Origin of the sequence: Lentzea flava (genome assembly GCF_014648475.1) — a bacterium.
Lineage (GTDB): Bacteria > Actinomycetota > Actinomycetes > Mycobacteriales > Pseudonocardiaceae > Lentzea > Lentzea flava.
In genome coordinates this window covers 1-18,460 of record NZ_BMRE01000067.1, presented here as the reverse complement: position 1 = coordinate 18,460, position 18,460 = coordinate 1, and the positions used below count along the sequence as shown (strand labels likewise).

18 protein-coding genes are annotated in these 18,460 nt (G+C 70.0%); 14 read left to right on the top strand and 4 right to left on the bottom strand.

Annotated elements, in window-relative coordinates; translation table 11 throughout:
- Positions 1-3 precede the first annotated feature (3 nt).
- Entirely contained in the window at positions 4-876 is an 873-nt protein-coding gene (locus IEZ09_RS40730; protein WP_189259196.1) for an alpha/beta fold hydrolase, read from the bottom strand.
- Between the two features lie 49 nt (positions 877-925).
- Between IEZ09_RS40730 and IEZ09_RS40725 the strand changes: the two genes are divergently transcribed.
- Positions 926-2,569 (top strand): AfsR/SARP family transcriptional regulator, encoded by a 1,644-nt coding sequence (locus tag IEZ09_RS40725; RefSeq protein ID WP_229813396.1) that lies wholly within the window; start codon positions 926-928, stop codon positions 2,567-2,569.
- Here the strand turns inward: IEZ09_RS40725 and IEZ09_RS40720 are convergent.
- Positions 2,564-3,040 (bottom strand): hypothetical protein, encoded by a 477-nt coding sequence (locus IEZ09_RS40720; RefSeq protein ID WP_189259195.1) that lies wholly within the window; start codon positions 3,038-3,040, stop codon positions 2,564-2,566. The genes IEZ09_RS40725 and IEZ09_RS40720 overlap by 6 nt on opposite strands.
- Positions 3,040-4,473: a helix-turn-helix domain-containing protein gene (locus IEZ09_RS40715; RefSeq protein WP_229813395.1), complete on the bottom strand. Its 1,434-nt coding sequence runs from the start codon at positions 4,471-4,473 to the stop codon at positions 3,040-3,042. The genes IEZ09_RS40720 and IEZ09_RS40715 overlap by 1 nt, the downstream gene beginning before the upstream one ends.
- Positions 4,474-4,854: 381 nt before the next feature.
- On the opposite strand from IEZ09_RS40715, the gene IEZ09_RS40710 reads away from it, so the two are divergent.
- The 7 genes from IEZ09_RS40710 (at position 4,855) to whiA (ending at position 11,678) form a co-directional block, all read left to right on the top strand.
- Entirely contained in the window at positions 4,855-5,349 is a 495-nt protein-coding gene (locus tag IEZ09_RS40710; protein WP_189259193.1) for a hypothetical protein, read from the top strand.
- Positions 5,350-5,469: 120 nt separating this feature from the next.
- The gene (locus IEZ09_RS40705) at positions 5,470-5,757 is read left to right on the top strand and encodes a Rieske (2Fe-2S) protein (RefSeq protein WP_229813394.1); all 288 of its coding nucleotides are present in this window, start codon (positions 5,470-5,472) and stop codon (positions 5,755-5,757) included.
- A gap of 106 nt (positions 5,758-5,863) precedes the next feature.
- Positions 5,864-6,322: a Rieske (2Fe-2S) protein gene (locus IEZ09_RS40700; RefSeq protein ID WP_189259191.1), complete on the top strand. Its 459-nt coding sequence runs from the start codon at positions 5,864-5,866 to the stop codon at positions 6,320-6,322.
- A 42-nt stretch (positions 6,323-6,364) separates the two neighbouring features.
- Positions 6,365-8,275: an excinuclease ABC subunit UvrC gene (gene uvrC / locus IEZ09_RS40695; protein ID WP_189259190.1), complete on the top strand. Its 1,911-nt coding sequence runs from the start codon at positions 6,365-6,367 to the stop codon at positions 8,273-8,275.
- 594 nt (positions 8,276-8,869) lie between these two features.
- The gene (gene rapZ, locus IEZ09_RS40690) at positions 8,870-9,727 is read left to right on the top strand and encodes an RNase adapter RapZ (protein WP_189259215.1); all 858 of its coding nucleotides are present in this window, start codon (positions 8,870-8,872) and stop codon (positions 9,725-9,727) included.
- 5 nt (positions 9,728-9,732) lie between these two features.
- Positions 9,733-10,701: a gluconeogenesis factor YvcK family protein gene (locus IEZ09_RS40685; RefSeq protein ID WP_189259214.1), complete on the top strand. Its 969-nt coding sequence runs from the start codon at positions 9,733-9,735 to the stop codon at positions 10,699-10,701.
- The gene (gene whiA, locus IEZ09_RS40680; RefSeq protein ID WP_089958262.1) at positions 10,692-11,678 is read left to right on the top strand and encodes a DNA-binding protein WhiA; all 987 of its coding nucleotides are present in this window, start codon (positions 10,692-10,694) and stop codon (positions 11,676-11,678) included. Before IEZ09_RS40685 ends, whiA begins: the two co-directional genes overlap by 10 nt.
- Before the next feature lie 60 nt (positions 11,679-11,738).
- Here whiA and IEZ09_RS40675 read toward each other — a convergent pair whose 3' ends face one another.
- Positions 11,739-14,093 carry an ATP-binding protein gene (locus tag IEZ09_RS40675; protein WP_189259189.1) on the bottom strand — a complete coding sequence of 785 codons (2,355 nt, stop codon included), beginning with the start codon at positions 14,091-14,093 and terminating at the stop codon, positions 11,739-11,741.
- 90 nt (positions 14,094-14,183) lie between these two features.
- Here IEZ09_RS40675 and IEZ09_RS40670 point away from each other — a divergent pair, with 90 nt between their 5' ends.
- The 6 genes from IEZ09_RS40670 to IEZ09_RS40645 all read left to right on the top strand — a co-directional run bounded on the left by IEZ09_RS40670 (position 14,184) and on the right by IEZ09_RS40645 (position 18,364).
- The gene (locus IEZ09_RS40670; RefSeq protein ID WP_189259188.1) at positions 14,184-14,396 is read left to right on the top strand and encodes a hypothetical protein; all 213 of its coding nucleotides are present in this window, start codon (positions 14,184-14,186) and stop codon (positions 14,394-14,396) included.
- A gap of 114 nt (positions 14,397-14,510) precedes the next feature.
- Complete coding sequence (gene gap / locus IEZ09_RS40665; protein ID WP_189259187.1) at positions 14,511-15,515, top strand: type I glyceraldehyde-3-phosphate dehydrogenase; 1,005 nt, start codon at positions 14,511-14,513, stop codon at positions 15,513-15,515.
- 11 nt (positions 15,516-15,526) lie between these two features.
- The gene (locus tag IEZ09_RS40660) at positions 15,527-16,720 is read left to right on the top strand and encodes a phosphoglycerate kinase (RefSeq protein WP_189259186.1); all 1,194 of its coding nucleotides are present in this window, start codon (positions 15,527-15,529) and stop codon (positions 16,718-16,720) included.
- A complete protein-coding gene (gene tpiA / locus IEZ09_RS40655) occupies positions 16,720-17,508 on the top strand; it encodes a triose-phosphate isomerase (protein WP_189259185.1) in 789 nt (262 codons plus the stop codon). Before IEZ09_RS40660 ends, tpiA begins: the two co-directional genes overlap by 1 nt.
- Positions 17,509-17,707: 199 nt before the next feature.
- Positions 17,708-17,953 carry a preprotein translocase subunit SecG gene (gene secG, locus IEZ09_RS40650; protein WP_030470276.1) on the top strand — a complete coding sequence of 82 codons (246 nt, stop codon included), beginning with the start codon at positions 17,708-17,710 and terminating at the stop codon, positions 17,951-17,953.
- A 66-nt stretch (positions 17,954-18,019) separates the two neighbouring features.
- A complete protein-coding gene (locus IEZ09_RS40645) occupies positions 18,020-18,364 on the top strand; it encodes an RNA polymerase-binding protein RbpA (RefSeq protein WP_030470277.1) in 345 nt (114 codons plus the stop codon).
- The last annotated feature ends 96 nt before the right edge of the window (positions 18,365-18,460 follow it).

The window sequence follows — 18,460 nt, the reverse complement described above, 5'->3', positions numbered from 1 at the left end:
TGATCAACGAGCCCCGTGGGCCGCCAGACCTGTCGGCTGAGTTGGTCCGGTTGCCGACGAACTTCCCTCATCCGGAGCAACGAGGTCCCTGATGAGCCGAACGACCTCGTCCGGTGCCTCCTCGGCCATGAAGTGACCAGCCCTGGTCGTGGTGTACCGGAGGTCGGTGGTCCACTTGCGCCAGAGCTCGGTGGGGTCGAAGCCGAGCTGGCTGCCCCAGTCCTGCTGCATGACCGCCAGCGGCATGGTGAGCTTCCTGCCCGCTTCGAGGTCGGCGCGGTCGTGCTCGACGTCGACGGTGGCGAGGGCGCGGAAGTCTTCGATGATCGACGGGATCGCGTTCCTGGAGGCTTCGAGGTACTCGTCGCGGACCTCGGCCGGCATGGGGCTGGTCGACCACGCGTCGAGGAAATGGCCGAAGAACGCGTCGGCGCTGTTGGCGATCATCTGTTGCGGCAGGTCCGAAGGCTGGGCCATCAGGTACAGGTGGAACGCCACCGCTGCTTCGCGTCCGTGCAGGACGTTCCAGGTGTCGTAGGCCGGGACGCTGTCGAGCAGGCCGAGGTGGCTGATCCTGTCCGGGTGGTCGAGGGCCGCGCGGAAGGCCACGTGGACGCCCCGGTCGTGACCGACGAGCGCGAACCTGCCGATGTTCAGCTCGTCGGCCAGGTCGACGACGTCCTGGGCCATCGTGCGCTTGTCGTACCCGTCCCGCGGCTTGCCGCTGGCGCCGTAGCCGCGCAGGTCGGGGCAGATGACGGTGTGGTTCTTGGCGAGTTCCGGGGCGACGTGCCGCCACATCAGGTGGGTCTGGGGGAAGCCGTGCAGCAGGATGATCGGCGAACCCTCGCCGGTGATGGTCGTGTGGAGCTTCATGGCGCCAGCATCGGGCGGCCTGATCAGCAGCCGATTAGCATCCACGTTCGTGCAGATCAGAGTGCTCGGGCCGGTCACGGTCGTCGGCACTGATGGTCGTGTCGTGGACGTTGGCAGCAAACGCCGCCGTGAGCTGCTCGGTCGTCTCGTGGCGGCGGGTGGCCGGGTCGTGTCGCTCGACGCGCTGATCGACGACCTCTGGGACGACCCGCCCGCCGGTGCCGTGGGGGCGGTGCGGACGTTCGTGTCGGAGCTGCGTTCGGCTCTGGGGGCTTCGGCGATCGCGACGGTCGGCCGCGGCTATGCCCTGAAGGTGCCCGACGTGGACGCGTGGCGGTTGGAGGCCGGCGAGCCGCCGGACAGCTGGGGCGAGCCGTACGCCGACCTCGATCCGTCTCCGTGGGTGGTGCGGGAGAGGGCTCGGTTGTTGGAGCTGCACGCCCGCGCGGAGCTCGATCGGGGCCGTGGGTCGTCGTTGGTGGCGGAGTTGACGGAGTTCGCCCGCTCGCATCCGTGGCGGGAGAAGGCCCAGGTGCTGCTGGCGCACGCGCTGTTCCAGGACGGGCGGCAGGTCGAGGCGTTGAGCGTGCTGCGCGAGGCTCGCGAGCGGCTCGTGGACCGGTTCGGGCTGGACGCGCTGCCCGAACTCGACCGGGCGGAGGAGGAGATCCTTCGTCACGCCGTAGCGAGGGGTGGCTCGTACGCGCGGTTGCGGTCCGCGAGTGTGGTCGCCGGGCAAGCAGCGTTGACGGGCGGTCTGGCGCTGGCGCAGGCACAGCGGTTCACCGCGGTCGCCGAGGCCGAACGGCTGGGCAACCCGGTGCTGACCGCTCGCGTGCTGACCGCCTACGACGTGCCGACGAACTGGACTGTGAGCGATGACCCCGCTCAGTCGGCGGCACTGGTGTCGGCGGCGCGGCGGACGTTGCGGGTCCTCCCCGACGGCGTGGAGGCGTTGCGTGCGCGGTTGCTCGCCACCATCGGGCTGGAGCACCGGGGAACGCGGGACCGGTGGGCGGAGCAGGCGGCGATCGAGGCGGAGCGGCTCGCCCGGTCGCTCGGGGACCCGGCCGTGCTCGTGGTGGCGTTGAACGCGCGGTACGTGCAGTCGTTCCAGCAGCCCGGACGGTCGGCGGACCGTGCGCGGATCGCCGCCGAGCTGATCGAGGTCTCCGCCCGGCACGACCTGCCCGCCTACGAGATCCTCGGGCATCTCGTGGGAATGCAGGCCTGGTCGGCGTTGGGGGACTTCGCCTCGGCCGCACGTCACGCGGCCGTGGCCGAACGGCTCGCCGAGATCCACGAGACGCCGTTGGTGCACGTCTTTACGTCGGGGTTCCGGTTGATGCGCACGCCGGACGAGGCCGGCTACCGGGCGTTGGACCTGTCGGGCATGCCCGGCGTGGAGGCCGGGTTCCTGCCGCTGGCGTTGCTGTCGATGGGGCTTCCGCCCGATCTGACGCTCGACTGGGGACCGTACCGGCCGTGGGCGGAGGCGTTGGTGATGGCGGACCGGGAGGTGCCGGAGCCACGTGCCGATCACTACTACGAGGTGCTGTGGTGGATCACGGCACGCATCGCGGAGCAGCGCGGCGACGAGGTGCTCGCCGCGGCGGCTCGTGCGGCGCTCGAACCGGCGCGCGGCGAGATCATCGGCGGTACCACCGCGATGATGTCGTTCGGCCGGCTATGACTTCCGGCGCGCGCCCGCGGGCCACACGACCTCGATCGGCACGCCGGACGCCCGCGCCTGCTCCACCACGTCCGCCGTCCCGCCCTTGCCCTGCGCCGGCACCCCGTCCCACACCGCCACCAGCAGCTCGACCGACGCGAGCATGCGTTCGTTGGCGGCCACGTAGGCGAGCCGTCCGGACGACATGTGCGGAAGGACGCTGACGACCGTGGCGGCCGCACGCAGCTCGTCGTACTCGGCGACCTGGTGCGGCTTGAGCCTGTCCCGGTAGTCCAGCGCCGGCAGCACGACCTCGACCTGCCCGCCGAGGTCCAGCACCGCCCGTGCGAACACCTGGTCGGCGCCCGGCGCGAGGCACGTCACGCCCACCACCGGTTGCCCGAGCCGTTCCAGCACCTCGGTGATCGCGGCCTGGACGACCGGGACGCACTCGGGCACCAGGTTGGTGTGTCCTGTGACGCCGACCCGCATCAAGCCGTCCGGATCGCTCTGATGGCGTCCCGTGTCTCCTGCACGGCGCGGATGTGGCGGTGTCGTGCCGCTTCCTTGGCGAAGTCCTCCAGCTTGCGCAGCACGCGCCCCGAGGAGAGCTTCGCCGCCGTCGGCAGGACCTCGTTGATCAACCCGCACGCTGCCTCCGGGTCTCCCGCGACCATCTTGGTGCGCGCCAGTCCGATCACGTCGAACGCGCGGTTGCGCACCTTCGACGGGTCTCGCAGCTCCAGTGCCCGCCGGATGTGCTGCTCGGCGAACACGGCCTGCGCCGGATCGTGCATGGCGAGGTCGCGGCACCGCGCCCCGATCACGCCCTCCAGCTCGGCCTCGTCGAAGCTGTGCAGGTAACGCGGCTCGTTGTCCTCGTCCCGCTGCGAGAAGCTGTCCTGGGCCATGCCGACGGCCTGGTGGAACTCGCGGACCTTGCCCATCTGCGCGTACGCCCACGCCTCACGGGTGAGGAGCAGCGCCTTCAACGTCGGCGTGCCCGTGCGGCGCGTGCCGTACTGGCCCAGCTGGACCAGTTCGAGCCCGTCCTCCGGCCTGCCGAGGTCGAACATCTGCCGCGCCATCGCCGCGAGGCACAGGGCCGCGAAGCCGTCGTTGTGGCCGGCCTTCGCCATCCGGACGGCCAGCACGTAGTAGCGCTGGGCCGCGTTGTGCAGGCCCTGGTCGAACGACATGCTCGCCGCCACCTTGGACAGCTCGGCGCCGATGAAGAACGCCCGCTCCGTCGTCGGTCCCGCAGGTGCGCGCTGCAGCCGTTCGGCCAGCTCGTCGAGCTGACCCAGCACGGCCTTGCGCGCCAGTCCGTACCCACCGCGACCGCCCCAGCCGCGCAGCCCGTCCGCGACGCGCTGCAGGGCTACGAGCTCCTCCTCGCTGATCGCCGAGTGCGACGACCACTTGGACAGGTTCTGCAGGGGGTGCAACCACCGCTGCAGCGGCTCGACAAGCGCGGACCCCACCGTCACCGCGGCCGCTCCCGTGAGCGCCGCTCGTCTGCTGATCGCCAAGTCGCTCCTCGCCGTCTCCTCGACCGAACGGGCAATGCTCGTCGCCTCCCACGGGGCGGCGAGCACATCTGGCGGGCCCGATTCGGGGGAGCCCACCTGAGCTGGGATGACGACTCGGTCGAACCACAGTCGTTCGCCGGGCACCCCGAGCACGAGCGCGAAGTGGCGCAGCCGGTCGAGCCGGTCGATCTGGTTCTCGCCCGACTCGTAACGCGACAGCTGCGCCTGGCTGATGCCGAGCCACGCCGCCATGCGGTCCTGCGTGACGCGGCTCAGGTGCTGGGGGTGGTGCCGGTATGCGGAGATCAGCGCACCCATGTCGCGGTCGGAGCAGGCGGCCGCGATGGCGGGGTGGTCCCAGAAGTCGTCGGGGACCTCTGGTGGGCCGTGCACGCCGGAACGAGCGTTGCGGCGGCACCGGTGACACAGCCGATCGGTGTTGTCAGCGGCGATGAACGCCCCACACGGGCAAGCGCGCCTGGATTTGGGTCTCGCGGTATCCATCGGCCTCGCCCCCGTCACTGAGCGTTTTCCAAGTGTACGGAGACGTGATCGTCAGTCCATCCATCTCATGCATAAGACGTAATGGATTCGCGTGTCGCAGTGCCGGTGCCTCCGTGCGGCGGATGAGCTTCATACGTCCGCTGCATGAGGCTCATGCACCGGCCGAGTGGTGTTGGCGCGAAGTGCGACGCACGCTGCACATCGCAGGTCGCGGGCCGATCCCCGTGGCGCTGCCAGTGCCTGACCCACCACCGGGGAGGACGACCGCCGATGAGCATCACGACCGCGGAGACCGGCACAGGGAGTGCCGGGATCCCACAGAACAGGGGACACGAACGGGCGATCGGGGAGGCCGTCGCGGGCTACCGGTTGCTCGGCTGGCAGGTGACGGTCACCGAGCAGGGCGTGTTCCTACCCCTCGGACCCGCCACCACCGCGCTGGCCATGCCCGCGCGCATCGGGTCACGCGTGCTGGCCGACCTGAAGTCGCGCATGCTCGCGGGTCCCGTCACCGTCATCCCCGGCCCCCGCGAACACTGGATCTTCCTGGCCGAGCTGGTGGCGTTGCTGCCGACCCACCTGAAGGCCCCGCCGGAGGTCCAGTTCGTCCGATCCCCGCACCGGATCGCGCTGCCGCCCACGATGACCAGGTACGGATCCCTCCGCTGGGCCAACCCGCCGTCGCACTCGCGGCACTGGTTCCCGCCGTTCACCGCCGTGCTCGCGCTGGCCCGGACGGCTGCCGCGGAGGACCAGCGCCGATAATCGGCGCTCGTGGATCGTCGTTCTCTGTTGTTGTGTGGGCTCGCTGCCGCTCTGAGCGCCTGTGGCGAGCCCGCTCCTCGCAAGACGGGTGGCGTGGGGACCGCCCGGCAGGGGGACCGCGTGACCTCCTCCGCCTCCGTCCCCGTCGGCAGCGGTGTGCTGGTGGACATGCCCGGTAACGCTCAGCTGCTGGTCGTGCAGCCTCGATCGGGTGAATTCCGCGCTTTCAACCCCGCCTGCCCGCACGTGGGCTCCCTGGTCAACCCTCCCGCCGGTGGTGTCATCACCTGCCCGTTGCACGGGAGCGCGTTCGACCCCGCCACTGGCGCGGTCCGCAAAGGACCTGCGACTTCGGGGCTGAGCGAGGTGGCCGTCGCTCTTTCAGGTGAAGACGTGGTGCTCGCCTGAGACCTGTGAGGTTGCTGTGCATTGGGCTTCACGCTGAACTCTCGCTGACCGGTTCGCGTAATGCTGTGGTGTGACCCCGGACACCCACCACCACGGAGGAACGGTCGTGAACACCGAAAGCCCGGTCAGCAGGCGGGCGGCGCTGTGCGGAATCGTCGTCGCACTCGCCGTGCCCAGCGGCCTCGTGACCGCGTGCAGCTCGTCGGGTTCTTCCGGCACTGGATCCACGCCCACGCAGGGTGGTTCGACTCCGACGGGTTCCTCGGGCGGTACCAAGCTCGTGGCGCTCGCCGACGTTCCCGAGGGCGGCGGCGCTGTCGTCGACGGCCCCGGCGGCACGAAGATCGTCGTGGCGCGGCTGTCCGCCACCGAGGTGAAGGCCTACGACGCCACGTGCCCGCACCAGGGCACGACGGTCGGGGAGCCTTCCGGCGGCACGATCACGTGTCCTTCGCACGGCAGCCAGTTCGGCGCGTCCGACGGCAAGGTGAAGAAGGGCCCCGCGACGTCGGGACTGCGTGCGGTCGGCGTGCGCGTCGACGGCGACCAGGTCGTGCTGACCTGACCCTTTCCGCTTTTGTCAGACCACGTCGTTAGTCTTGAAGACGTGGCAGATCCCTCGACGTACCGGCCCGCCGTGGGCACGATTCCTGAGGCTCCCGGCGTCTACAAGTTCCGCGACGCCGGCGGCCGGGTCGTGTACGTCGGCAAGGCGAAGAGCTTGCGCAGCAGGCTGAACTCGTACTTCGCGGATCTCGCCGGCCTGCACCCGCGCACCCGCCAGATGGTGACGACGGCTGCCTCCGTCGAGTGGACGGTCGTCACCACCGAGGTCGAGGCGCTGCAGCTCGAATACAACTGGATCAAGGAGTTCGACCCGCGGTTCAACGTCCGCTACCGCGACGACAAGTCCTACCCCGTCCTGGCGGTGACGCTGTTCGAGGACTACCCGCGGCTGCACGTGTACCGCGGTCCCCGCAAGAAGGGCGTGCGTTACTTCGGCCCGTTCGCCCACGCGTGGGCCATCCGCGAGACGCTGGACCTGCTGCTGCGCGTCTTCCCGGCGCGCACGTGCTCCGCCGGGGTTTTCAAGCGCCACAACCAGATCGGGCGTCCCTGCCTGCTCGGCTACATCGACAAGTGCTCTGCTCCTTGTGTGGGCAGGGTTTCCGCGGACGAGCACCGCGCGATCGTCGAGGACTTCTGCGACTTCCTGGCCGGCAAGACGGACCACATGATCCGCCGCCTGGAACGCGAGATGACCGAGGCGGCGGAGGAGCTGGAGTTCGAGCGCGCGGCCCGGCTGCGCGACGACCTGGGCGCCTTGCGCCGTGCCATGGAAAAGCAGGCGGTCGTCCTCGGCGACGGCACGGACGCGGACGTGATGGCGTTCGCGCAGGACGAGCTCGAGGTCTCCGTCCAGGTCTTCCACGTCCGCGGCGGCCGGGTGCGGGGCCAGCGCGGCTGGGTGCTCGACAAGGTGGAGGCCGTCGACGACGCCGCCCTGGTCGACCAGTTCATCATGCAGTTCTACGGCGACAACACGGAAAGCACCCCGCGCGAGGTCCTCGTCCCGGTGCTGCCGGACGACGCCCCGGCGCTGGAAGACCTGCTCTCCGAACAGCGCGGCTCGCGCGTCGTTCTGCGCGTCCCGCAACGAGGCGACAAGCGCGCGCTGATGGAAACCGTGGCCCGCAACGCCGCGGAAGCCTTCGCCCAGCACAAACTCCGCCGTGCCGGCGACCTGACGGCCCGCTCCGCCGCGCTGCAGGAGCTGCAGGACGCGCTGACGCTGGACACGGCACCGCTGCGCATCGAGTGCATCGACATCAGCCACGTCCAGGGCACCGACGTCGTGGCGTCGCTCGTGGTGTTCGAAGACGGCCTGGCCCGCAAGTCCGAGTACCGCCGCTTCGCCATCCGCGAGGCCGCCACCGAGGGCGACGTGGCCTCCATCGCCGAGGTGGTCCGCCGCCGCTTCCAGGCGATGCTCCGCGAAACCGCGTCCGGCGGCCCCAATCCGGGCATCGACCCGGACACCGGCAAACCCCGCAAGTTCGCCTACCCGCCCAACCTCCTGGTGGTCGACGGCGCGGGCCCCCAAGCCGCCGCAGCAGCCGACGTCCTCGCCGAACTGGGCATCACCGACGTGGCCGTGGTCGGCCTGGCCAAGCGCCTGGAAGAGGTCTGGGTCCCCGGCGAGCCCGACCCGGTGATCCTCCCGCGCACCAGCGACGCCCTGTACCTCCTCCAGCGAGTCCGCGACGAGGCCCACCGCTTCGCCATCGCCTACCACCGCCAGAAACGCTCGAAGCGCATGATCGCCTCCGAACTGGACGGCGTCCCGGGCCTGGGCGAAACCCGCAAAGCCGCGCTGCTCAAGCACTTCGGCTCGGTCCGCAAACTCCGCGAGGCCACAGTGGACGAAATCAGCGACGTCCCTGGCGTGGGCCGCCGCACCGCCGAAGCCGTGGTGGCCACCCTCGCCACCTCGGTGGCCGAGGGCAAGCCGCGATGAGCCCGCTCCTGGCAGCCCGCGCCCCGACCGGGGACGCGGGCGGTCGAGGGAGCGCCGCGTCGAGCTCACCCTCGGCGGCCCTGGCTTTGACCAAGGACGCGGACCTCCGTCCCATGGCCGCGGAAGCCGAGCCGCTCCCGAAGTCGCCACCCCGCCCGGCAACGCATCTCCGCGCGGCGGCCGCCGAGCCGGGCAGCGCCACCGTCCGCGACATCGCAAAGGCCCTGCACCCCAACGAGTTGCCGGGAACCGGGCAGCCCAGGGGCGTCGGGGAGCGAACCTCACTCGCCGCACCGGCCACGCCGTCCCCGCTCACCCTGCACACCCCCGCCCACCGGACAACGATCGGGGCGACACAACCGATCCAGCACCCGAGACGTCTCAACCCCGCGGGCAGGTGTGCGTGGCGTGACCGCGGACACGGCGCGGGCGTCTCAACTGCCGAACCTGCCGCGCGCAAGGACCATTCGGGTGGAGACTCACACCCGAGGCGTGCCGCGAGCGGCGCCACCAAGACAAGGCTTGCCCAAACGAGAGCGCCAGCGCTCATGAACAGGTAACGGAGTCGTAGTCGTGAACGCGGAGAAGTCCGGCATCGAAGTCGCCGTGGTGACCGGGCTGTCCGGTGCGGGCCGCAGCACCGCGGCCAAGTGCCTGGAGGACCTCGGCTGGTTCGTCGTGGACAACCTGCCGCCGGAGCTCATCGCCACCATGGTCGAGCTCGGTGCGCAGGCGCGCGGGGCCATCACCAGGGTCGCTGTAGTCATGGACGTGCGCAGTCGCGCGTTCACCGAGGACCTGGCGTCCATCATCAAGGACCTCGACGCGCGCGGGTACAAGCCGCGGGTGCTGTTCCTCGAGGCGACGGACGCCGTGCTGATCCGCCGGTTCGAGGCGGTGCGGCGCGGTCACCCCATGCAGGGTGACGGGCGGTTGCAGGACGGCATCGAGGCCGAGCGGATTCTGCTCACGCCGCTCAAGCAGGAGGCCGACCTGGTGCTCGACACCAGCGCGCTGAGCGTGCACCAGTTGCGGGCCAAGATCGAGGACACCTTCGGCACCGAGGCGGCGTCGCGGACTCGGGTCACCGTGCTGAGCTTCGGCTACAAGTACGGGCTGCCGATGGACGCGGACCTCGTCATGGACGTGCGGTTCCTGCCGAACCCGTTCTGGATTCCCGAGTTGCGGGAGCAGACCGGGCTCGACGGCGAGGTGCGCAACTACGTGCTGTCGCAGGAGGGAGCGGACGAGTTCCTCGACCGGTACCACGAGCTGCTCAGGCTCATCGGTGCCGGATACCGGCGGGAAGGCAAGCGCTACCTGACGCTCGCCATCGGGTGCACCGGTGGCAAGCACCGCAGTGTGGCTCTGTCGGAGGAGCTGGCCGCGCGGCTGGCGTCCGAGGACGGAGTGGCGGTCAAGGTTGTGCACAGGGATCTGGGACGCGAGTGACGAAGTTGAAGGCTGTTGCCCTGGGTGGCGGGCACGGGTTGCACGCGACGCTGACGGCGCTCAAGCGGATCACCGGCGACGTGACGGCCGTGGTGACCGTCGCGGACGACGGGGGCTCGTCGGGGCGGTTGCGGCGGGAGATCTCGAACCTGCTGCCGCCGGGCGACCTGCGCAAGGCCATGGCGGCGCTGGCGGGGGAGGACGACGAGAGCAGGCTCTGGACGTCGCTGTTCAAGCACCGCTTCGGGGGCACGGGGGCGCTCGCGGGGCACGCGGTCGGCAACCTGGTGCTCGCCGGGTTGCTCGAGCAGCTCGGCGATCCGGTCAAGGTGCTCGAGCACGCCTCCAGGCTCCTCGGCGTGCAGGGCCGGGTGTTGCCGATGTCGAACGAACCGCTCGACATCGAGGCGGACGTGATCGGGCTGGACGAGGACGTGAACGACGTGCGGCGCATCCGGGGGCAGGTCGCCATCGCGACCACGCCCGGACTCGTGCAGCGCATCCGGTTGACTGCCCCGAACGGGCGACCTGTCGGCTGTCCGGAAGCAGTACAGGCTGTACTTGACGCCGATCTCGTGCTACTCGGGCCCGGATCGTGGTTCACCAGCGTGTTGCCGCATCTGCTCGTGCCCGAACTGCACGACGCGCTCGTGCGCACGCGGGCCACGAAGGTTCTCGTGCTCAATCTTGTCCCCCAACCGGGCGAAACTGCCGGTTTCTCTCCGGAACGCCATTTGGACGTAGTCTGCGAACACGCACCCGAGCTGAAGGTGGACGCGGTCATCGCGGACGTCGACTCGGTCCCCACCCCGGACCGGCTGACGCGGGCCGCCTCGGCGCTGGGCGCGCGGACGCATCTGGCCAAGATCGCCGCACCGGACGCCGTCGAGCGGCATGATCCGGAGGCACTGGCCGGGTGCCTGAGGCAGGTGGTCGATGAGACCGGAGTGGGAGGGACAAGCCCGTGGCGATGACGTCGGCGGTCAAGGACGAGCTGAGCAGGCTCGCGGTATCCAAGACCTGTTGCCGCCGCGCGGAGGTGTCCTCCCTGCTCAGGTTCGCCGGCGGCCTGCACATCGTGTCCGGCCGCGTGGTCGTCGAGGCCGAGCTCGACCTCGGGTCGGCCGCGCGCAGGCTCCTCAAGGAGATCCAGGCCCTCTACGGCCACCACGCCGAGGTCTTCACCATCCAGTCCAACGGGCTGCGCAAGGGCACCCGCTACGTCGTCCGCGTGGTCAAGGACGGCGAGGGTCTCGCGCGCCAGACGGGCCTGCTGGACCCGCGCGGCCGCCCGGTCCGCGGACTGCCGGCACCGGTCGTGTCCGGTGGCGTCTGCGACGCGGAAGCCGCCTGGCGCGGTGCGTTCCTCGCCCACGGCTCGCTGACCGAACCCGGCCGCAGCTCGTCGCTCGAGATCACCTGCCCCGGCCCGGAGGCGGCGCTGGCGCTCGTCGGCGCGGCGCGCAGGATGGGCATCGCGTCGAAGTCCCGCGAGGTCCGCGGGGCAGAGCGCGTGGTGATAAGGGACGGCGACGCCATCGGCGCCATGCTGACCAAGCTCGGCGCGCACGACAGCGTGCTGGCCTGGGAGGAACGCCGGATGCGGCGCGAGGTCCGCGCCACGGCCAACCGGCTCGCCAACTTCGACGACGCGAACCTGCGCCGGTCGGCCCGCGCGGCGGTCGCGGCGGCCGCGAGGGTGGCCCGCGCACTGGAGATCCTCGGCCCTGAGGCTCCCGACCACCTGGCCGCCGCGGGTCAGCTCAGGCTCGCGCACCGCCAGGCGTCGCTCGAGGAGCTGGGTCAGCTGTCCGACCCGCAGATGACCAAGGACGCCGTCGCCGGTCGCATCCGGCGCCTGCTCGCCATGGCGGACAAGCGCGCCAAGGACCTGGGCCTGCCGGACACCGAGTCCGCCGTGACCGCGGAGATGCTCGAAGCCGAGGTCTGACACCTGGATGAAGGGTTCCTTCCTCCACCTCAGGTGCAGGAAGGAACCCTTCATCGACGACTACGGCGTGTTGCGCCCGGCCCACACCGCGAGCTGGGCCCGCGAGCGCAGTCCGAGCTTCGCGCGGGCGTGCGTGACGTGCCGGGCGACGGTGTGCGGCGAGATCCCCAGCCGCTGCCCGATCTGCCGGTTGGTCAGCCCTTCCGCCACGAGGGTCGCGACGTGCAGCTCACGAGCCGAGATCACCGCGTCGTCGTCCTCGGCGTCCGGACGCGTGGTCAGGGCGTAGGAAATGGCCTGGGGCAACGACATCCGCTCACCGGTCGACTCGGCTGCGCGCAGCCTGCCCGCGGTGATGCGGCTGCGGCAGACGGACCGCGCCTCGTCCAGCAGGTTCTGCCAGTAGGGCTCCGCCCGGAAGTCGTAGCGGGTGCGCACCACGGAAGCGGAGGTCAGCAACGACAGGGCGCGCTCGTCGTCGGAGCCCACACCGACCAACCCCAGCGCCAACCCCTCCAGGTCGTAGAACTGGTCCATCGGGTGCTCCGAGCCGACTTCCAGGCTCTCCCGGAACAGGTCCACCGCCTCGGGAAAGCTCTTGCGCGCCAACGCGATCGCGCCCGCGGTGTGCAGCGCGGTGTTGAGCAGGTGCGGCGGGCCCAGCAGTCGCATCAGGGTCAGCGACTCGCGGACCAGCGGTGCGGCCAGCTCCGCTTCGCCGTGCTGCAGCAACGTCCAGCCGTAGGAGTTCAGCAGGACGCCGCGGGCGAGCTTGTCGTCGCAGGAGCGCAGCAGCTCCACCGCCTCGTCGAAGTGCTGCCAGGCGAGCTCGGGGTTGCCCGTGTGCGCCTCGGCGGAGGCGAGCACCTCCAGCGCGCGGGCGAGCGTGCCGGGGCGGCTCGCGTCGGCGCGTTCGATGGAGAGCGACTCCTGGGCGAACGTGCGGGTCACGTGCCAGCCGCCGCGAACGCGGTGGTGCACGGCCGCCAGAACGGTCAGCACGCTGCGGTACGGCGGGGGCAGGGGCTGGGACAACGCGCGGTGCAGCAGCTCCGTGGCCGCGCCGCGCGGGCCGCGCGGGTTCGAGGTCCAGGCCGTGGCGACGACCGTCAGCGCGTGCCGCGCCCAGTCGCCCGTCTCGGCTGTGCGGTTCACGGCGAGCTCCACCAGGCCGATGTTGCGGTCCAGGCGCAGGACGACGGGCGGCGCGGGCAGGAACGACGAGATCTCGGGTTCCACCACGGAGCAGACCCAGTCGACCACTCGGTCGGCCACGAGAGAGACGTCGCCGTGTTCGACGGCACGCTCGTGGCAGTAGAGGCGGATCGACTCCAGCTGGCGGAACGTGGTGTGCCCGGCGGCGCGCTCGACCACCAGCAGGGACTTCTGTTCCAGGCTGGTCAGCAGGTCCAGTGCGTCGGGCACGCCGCAGACCGCGCTCGCGACGTCCAGGTCGAACGGCACCCCGAGCACCGCCAGCCGGCGGCAGGCGGCCTGTTCGTCGTCGGAGAGCAGGTCGTAGCTCCACTCGATCGCGGCGCGCAGCGTGCGGTGGCGGTCGTCGGACGCGCGCGGTCCCGCGGTCAGCAGCGCCAGGCGGTCGCCGAGTCTCGCGAGGACGTCGGCGGGGGAGAGGACGGTGCTGCGGCGCGCGGCCAGTTCGATGGCCAGCGGCATCCCGTCGAGCGAGCGGCACACGGCGACGACGTCCGCGACGTTCGCGGAATCCACCTCGAACGAGCGGTCCACTGAGACGGCACGATCGCGAAAGAGGAGCACGGCGTCGTAACGCAGCGCTTCCGCCACGTCGGAACCGACCGGCGGCAGACCGAGCTCACCGAGCGCGAAAACCTGCTCTCCCGCGAGCCGGAGAGGCTCGCGCGAGGTCGCCAGCACGCGCAGCCGCGGGCAGCGGGCCAGCAGCTCCGACACGACGTCGGCGACGTCCGCGAGCAGGTGCTCGCAGTTGTCGAGCACGAGCAGCGGACGCCTGTGCCGGTCGATCTCGGCGATCACGGCGTCGCGCACCGAGCGGTTCGGCAGCGGGTGGGCGCCGACGGCGTGGTAGATGGCCTGAATGACGTCGGACGCGGGCACGAGCGGGGTCCACCACACCTGATCCGCGCGTTTGCCGGCGTGCTGGACGGCCAGCCTGGTCTTGCCGGAGCCCGCCGGGCCGACCAGCGACACCAGCCGGTGATCCGCACCGAGCCTGGCGAGCGCCGCCAGTTCCTCGCGGCGGCCGATGAAGGTGTCCAAAGGGGCAGGAAGACCGGAGTCGTGTGGTGCGTCGTCGCGGGCGGAGGAGCGTTCCCTATACGCCCGTTGACGACACGCGTTGGAGCAGTACCGGCGGCCGGAAGGCGCGTCCTTGAGCGGGTTTCCACACGTCACGCAGGCGGCGTTGGCCGTCATGAGCAATGACCGTACCGGTGCGTAACGGTCCGTAACACCCGCTGTTTCGGGGTATTGAAGGGTTCTTCGCCGCGTGGTCACGATCCGGTCATGACAGCGCAGACGAGACCGGAAAGCACTCCGCCGCTCGTGCCGCCGCAGGACCGCCAGGTGGTGGACGAGTGGCTCGCGCGGATCGCCGCGGTCGTCGGCAGGGACGCGAAGGAGGACAGTCCGGAGGCGTGCCGCACCGCCGCGGAGGCCGCGGAGGAGCTGAGCGCGTACCTCTGGATGCTCCGCGCCCTGCGCCGCCGAACGGCCTAGTCAGCCCCGTTTTTTCTGGCTCGATCAAGAGATACGCACTATCCGTGTGACCAGCGGCGCAGTTCGACAGATAGGGTGGGTGTGTTCCTGCCAGTCGAACACAAGGAGTCCGTCGTGACGGTTCGCGTAGGTGTCAACGGTTTCGGTCGCATCGGCCGCAACTTCTGGCGCGCCGTGAAGGCCAGCGGCCACGACATCGAGATCGTCGCGTTCAACGACCTCGGTGACGTCAACACCATGGCGCACCTGCTCAAGTACGACAGCATCCTGGGTCGTCTGGACGCGGACGTGCAGGTCACCGACGAGGGCATCTCCGTCGACGGCAAGGTCATCAAGGCCCTCGCCGAGCGCGACCCCGGCGCCCTGCCGTGGAAGGACCTCGGTGTCGACGTCGTCGTCGAGTCGACCGGCTTCTTCACCGACGCCTCGGCCGCGCGCAAGCACGTCGACGAGGGTGGCGCCAAGAAGGTCATCATCTCCGCGCCGGCCAAGGGCGAGGACCTGACGATCGTCATCGGTGCGAACGAGGACAAGTACGACGGTTCGCAGACCGTCATCTCGAACGCGTCCTGCACCACCAACTGCCTCGCGCCGCTGGCCAAGGTCCTCAACGACAGCTTCGGCGTCGAGCAGGGCCTCATGACCACGATCCACGCGTACACGCAGGACCAGAACCTGCAGGACGCGCCGCACAAGGACCTGCGCCGCGCCCGCGCCGCCGCCCTCAACATCGTCCCGACCTCCACGGGTGCCGCGAAGGCCATCGGCCTGGTGCTGCCGGAGCTCAACGGCAAGCTCGACGGCTACGCGCTGCGCGTCCCGGTCCCGACCGGCTCGGCCACCGACCTCACCGTCACGCTGTCGCGCGAGGTCACCCTGGACGAGGTCAACGCCGCGTACAAGGCCGCAGCCGAGGGCCCGCTGGCCGGCATCCTCAAGTACTCGACCGACCCGATCGTGTCGGCCGACATCGTCACCGACCCGCACTCGTGCATCTACGACGCGCCGCTGACCAAGGTCATCGGCAACCAGGTCAAGGTCGTCGGCTGGTACGACAACGAGTGGGGCTACTCCAACCGCCTCGCGGACCTGGTCAAGCTCGTCGCTTCCAAGATCTGAGGAAGTCCCCGGTGAAGAACCTCAGCGATTTGCTCGCCGAGGGTGTCGCAGGTCGGCGCGTCCTGGTGCGCGCCGACCTGAACGTCCCCCTGGATGGCGACAAGATCACCGACGACGGCCGCGTCCGCGCGTCGGTGCCGACGATCAAGGCGCTGGCCGACGCGGGTGCCCGCGTGATCGTCACCGCTCACCTCGGCCGCCCCAAGGGCGAGCCGGACCCCAAGTTCTCCCTCGCTCCGGCCGCCGCTCGCCTCGGTGAGCTGCTCGGTGCCGAGGTGGCGCTGGCCGGCGACCTCGTCGGCGAGTCGGCCAAGTCCGTCGTGGCCGCGCTGACCGACGGCGGCGTCGTGATGCTGGAGAACGTCCGCTTCGACGCCCGCGAGACCTCGAAGGTCGACGCGGAGCGCGAGGCGCTGGCTGCCGAGCTGGCCACCTTCGCGGACGTCTTCGTGTCCGACGGCTTCGGTGTCGTGCACCGCAAGCAGGCCTCGGTCTACGACGTGGCGAAGAAACTGCCCGCGTACGTCGGCGGTCTCGTCGACGCCGAGCTGGGCGTGTTGAAGAAGCTGACCGACGACCTGGAGCGCCCGTACGTCGTGGTGCTCGGCGGTGCGAAGGTGTCCGACAAGCTCGGCGTCATCGCGAACCTGCTGACCAAGGTCGACCGGCTGCTCATCGGCGGCGGCATGGCGTACACGTTCCTCAAGGCCCAGGGCCACGAGGTCGGCACGTCGCTGCTGCAGGAGGACCAGCTGGACCAGGTGCGCGGCTTCCTCGCCGAGGCCGAGAAGCGCGGCGTCGAGCTCGTGCTGCCGGTCGACGTGCTGGTCACCTCCGAGTTCGGCAAGCCGGAGCACGACGTCGTGGCGACCGACGCGATCCCCGCGGACAAGATGGGCCTCGACATCGGCCCGCAGTCGCGCGAGCTGTTCGCGTCGAAGCTGGCCGACGCCCGCACGGTGTTCTGGAACGGCCCGATGGGCGTCTTCGAGATCGAGACCTACGCCGGTGGCACCCGTGCCGTCGCGGAGGCCCTGGTCAAGTCCGAGGCGTTCACCGTCGTCGGTGGCGGCGACTCCGCGGCGGCCGTCCGCGCGCTGGGCCTGCCCGAGGACGGTTTCTCGCACATCTCCACCGGTGGTGGCGCGTCTCTGGAGTTCCTGGAAGGCAAGGAACTCCCCGGCATCAGCGTTTTGGAGTCCTGATGGCAGCCCGGCTCCCGCTCATCGCGGGCAACTGGAAGATGAACCTCAACCACCTCGAAGCGATCGGCCTCGTGCAGAAGATCGCCTTCTCCCTCCCGGAGAAGTACTTCGCCAAGGTCGAGGTGGCCGTTCTTCCGCCGTTCGTCGACATCCGCAGCATCCAGACGCTGGTCGACGGCGACAAGCTGCTGATCAAGTACGGCGCGCAGGACATCTCGCAGCACGACTCCGGCGCCTACACCGGCGAGGTGTCGGGCCCGATGCTCGCCAAGCTCGGCTGCCACTACGTGGTCGTCGGCCACTCCGAGCGCCGCGAGTACCACGGCGAGACGGACGCGCTGGTCAACGCCAAGATCAAGGCGGCGCTGAAGCACGAGGTCACCCCGATCTTCTGCTTCGGCGAGAAGCTGGAGACCCGCGAGGCAGGCGGCCACCTGGAGCTGGTGCGCCAGCAGCTGGAAGACGGCCTGGCCGGCTTCACCGCCGAGCAGGTCGCCAAGATCGTGTTCGCCTACGAGCCGGTCTGGGCGATCGGTACGGGCCGCACGGCGTCCTCTGCCGACGCGCAGGAGGTGTGCTCGCTGGTCCGCTCGTTCGTGGCGGAGAAGTACGGCGAGGAGACCGCGGCCGTCGTCCGCGTGCTCTACGGCGGTTCGGTGAAGTCGTCGAACATCGGTGAGCTCATTCAGCAGAAGGACATCGACGGCGCCCTCGTCGGCGGCGCGAGCCTTCAGGCCGACGAATTCACCAAGCTGTGCGCTCTGGCTGCGGGTGGCCCTCTACCCTAAGTTGATCAGGTGTGGTGGTCACCCACCTTGGCCTGCACTTTCGACGGTCAGACGGGTGCATCGTGGTGCCCTGCCGAGCGCCGGAAGTGACGGCTAAGGTGGGTGACCACCGCACCTAACCCGTAAACCCAACTGGTTGCACACGTTCGGCAGTCGAACAGGTACTCTATGGCGTCGGCTGCCTGACAGCGAGGAAGAAATGATCCTGTTCCTGCAGATCCTGTTGATCGTCTCCAGCGTGCTGCTGGTGCTGCTCGTGCTGCTGCACCGCGGCCGAGGTGGCGGCCTGTCCTCGCTGTTCGGCGGCGGTATGCAGTCGAGTCTGTCCGGTTCCTCGGTCGTCGAGAAGAACCTCGACCGCCTGACGCTGTTCGTCGGCGCGGTCTGGATCATCGCGATCGTGGGCATCGGACTGCTGATCAAGCTGCCCGGCGCGGGCAGCTGATCAACCGTTCAGCGGCAGAAGCCCTCAGGGGCTTGGGGTAACCACTTGGTGGGGGTGTAACGGTCGATGTCCGGTGGTAACGCGATTCGCGGTACCCGCGTCGGCGCAGGCCCGATGGGCGAATCGGAGCGCGGCGAGTCCGCGCCCCGCCGTCGGGTGTCGTACTGGTGCGCGAACGGTCACGAGTCCCGGCCTTCCTTCGCGGTCGACGCGGAGGTGCCGGAGAACTGGGACTGCCCGCGTTGCGGCCTGCCCGCTGGGCGGGACGAGCAGACGCCACCCGCGCCTCCGCGCAACGAGCCGTACAAGACGCACCTTGCGTACGTGAAGGAGCGGCGCTCCGACGCGGACGGTGAGGCGATCCTCGAAGAGGCTCTCGCCAAGCTGCGCCGTCAGCGGGAAGAGCCGTAAGCCCGGCTCAACAGATCAACGTGAAAGGCCCCCTCACTCTTGGGTTCTAGTGGTCGTCGCAACACCTCAGTTGAGGGGTTGCGATGGACTTCGAGA

Bases quoted from the DNA above. Each gene is read 5' to 3' on its own strand.
- IEZ09_RS40730 (WP_189259196.1), bottom strand. From the start codon at position 876: ATGAAGCTCCACACGACCATCACCGGCGAGGGTTCGCCGATCATCCTG.
- IEZ09_RS40720 (WP_189259195.1), bottom strand. From the start codon at position 3,040: ATGCGGGTCGGCGTCACAGGACACACCAACCTGGTGCCCGAGTGCGTC.
- IEZ09_RS40710 (WP_189259193.1), top strand. From the start codon at position 4,855: ATGAGCATCACGACCGCGGAGACCGGCACAGGGAGTGCCGGGATCCCA.
- IEZ09_RS40675 (WP_189259189.1), bottom strand. From the start codon at position 14,093: ATGACGGCCAACGCCGCCTGCGTGACGTGTGGAAACCCGCTCAAGGAC.
- IEZ09_RS40670 (WP_189259188.1), top strand. From the start codon at position 14,184: ATGACAGCGCAGACGAGACCGGAAAGCACTCCGCCGCTCGTGCCGCCG.
- tpiA (WP_189259185.1), top strand. From the start codon at position 16,720: ATGGCAGCCCGGCTCCCGCTCATCGCGGGCAACTGGAAGATGAACCTC.
- secG (WP_030470276.1), top strand. From the start codon at position 17,708: ATGATCCTGTTCCTGCAGATCCTGTTGATCGTCTCCAGCGTGCTGCTG.
- IEZ09_RS40645 (WP_030470277.1), top strand. From the start codon at position 18,020: ATGTCCGGTGGTAACGCGATTCGCGGTACCCGCGTCGGCGCAGGCCCG.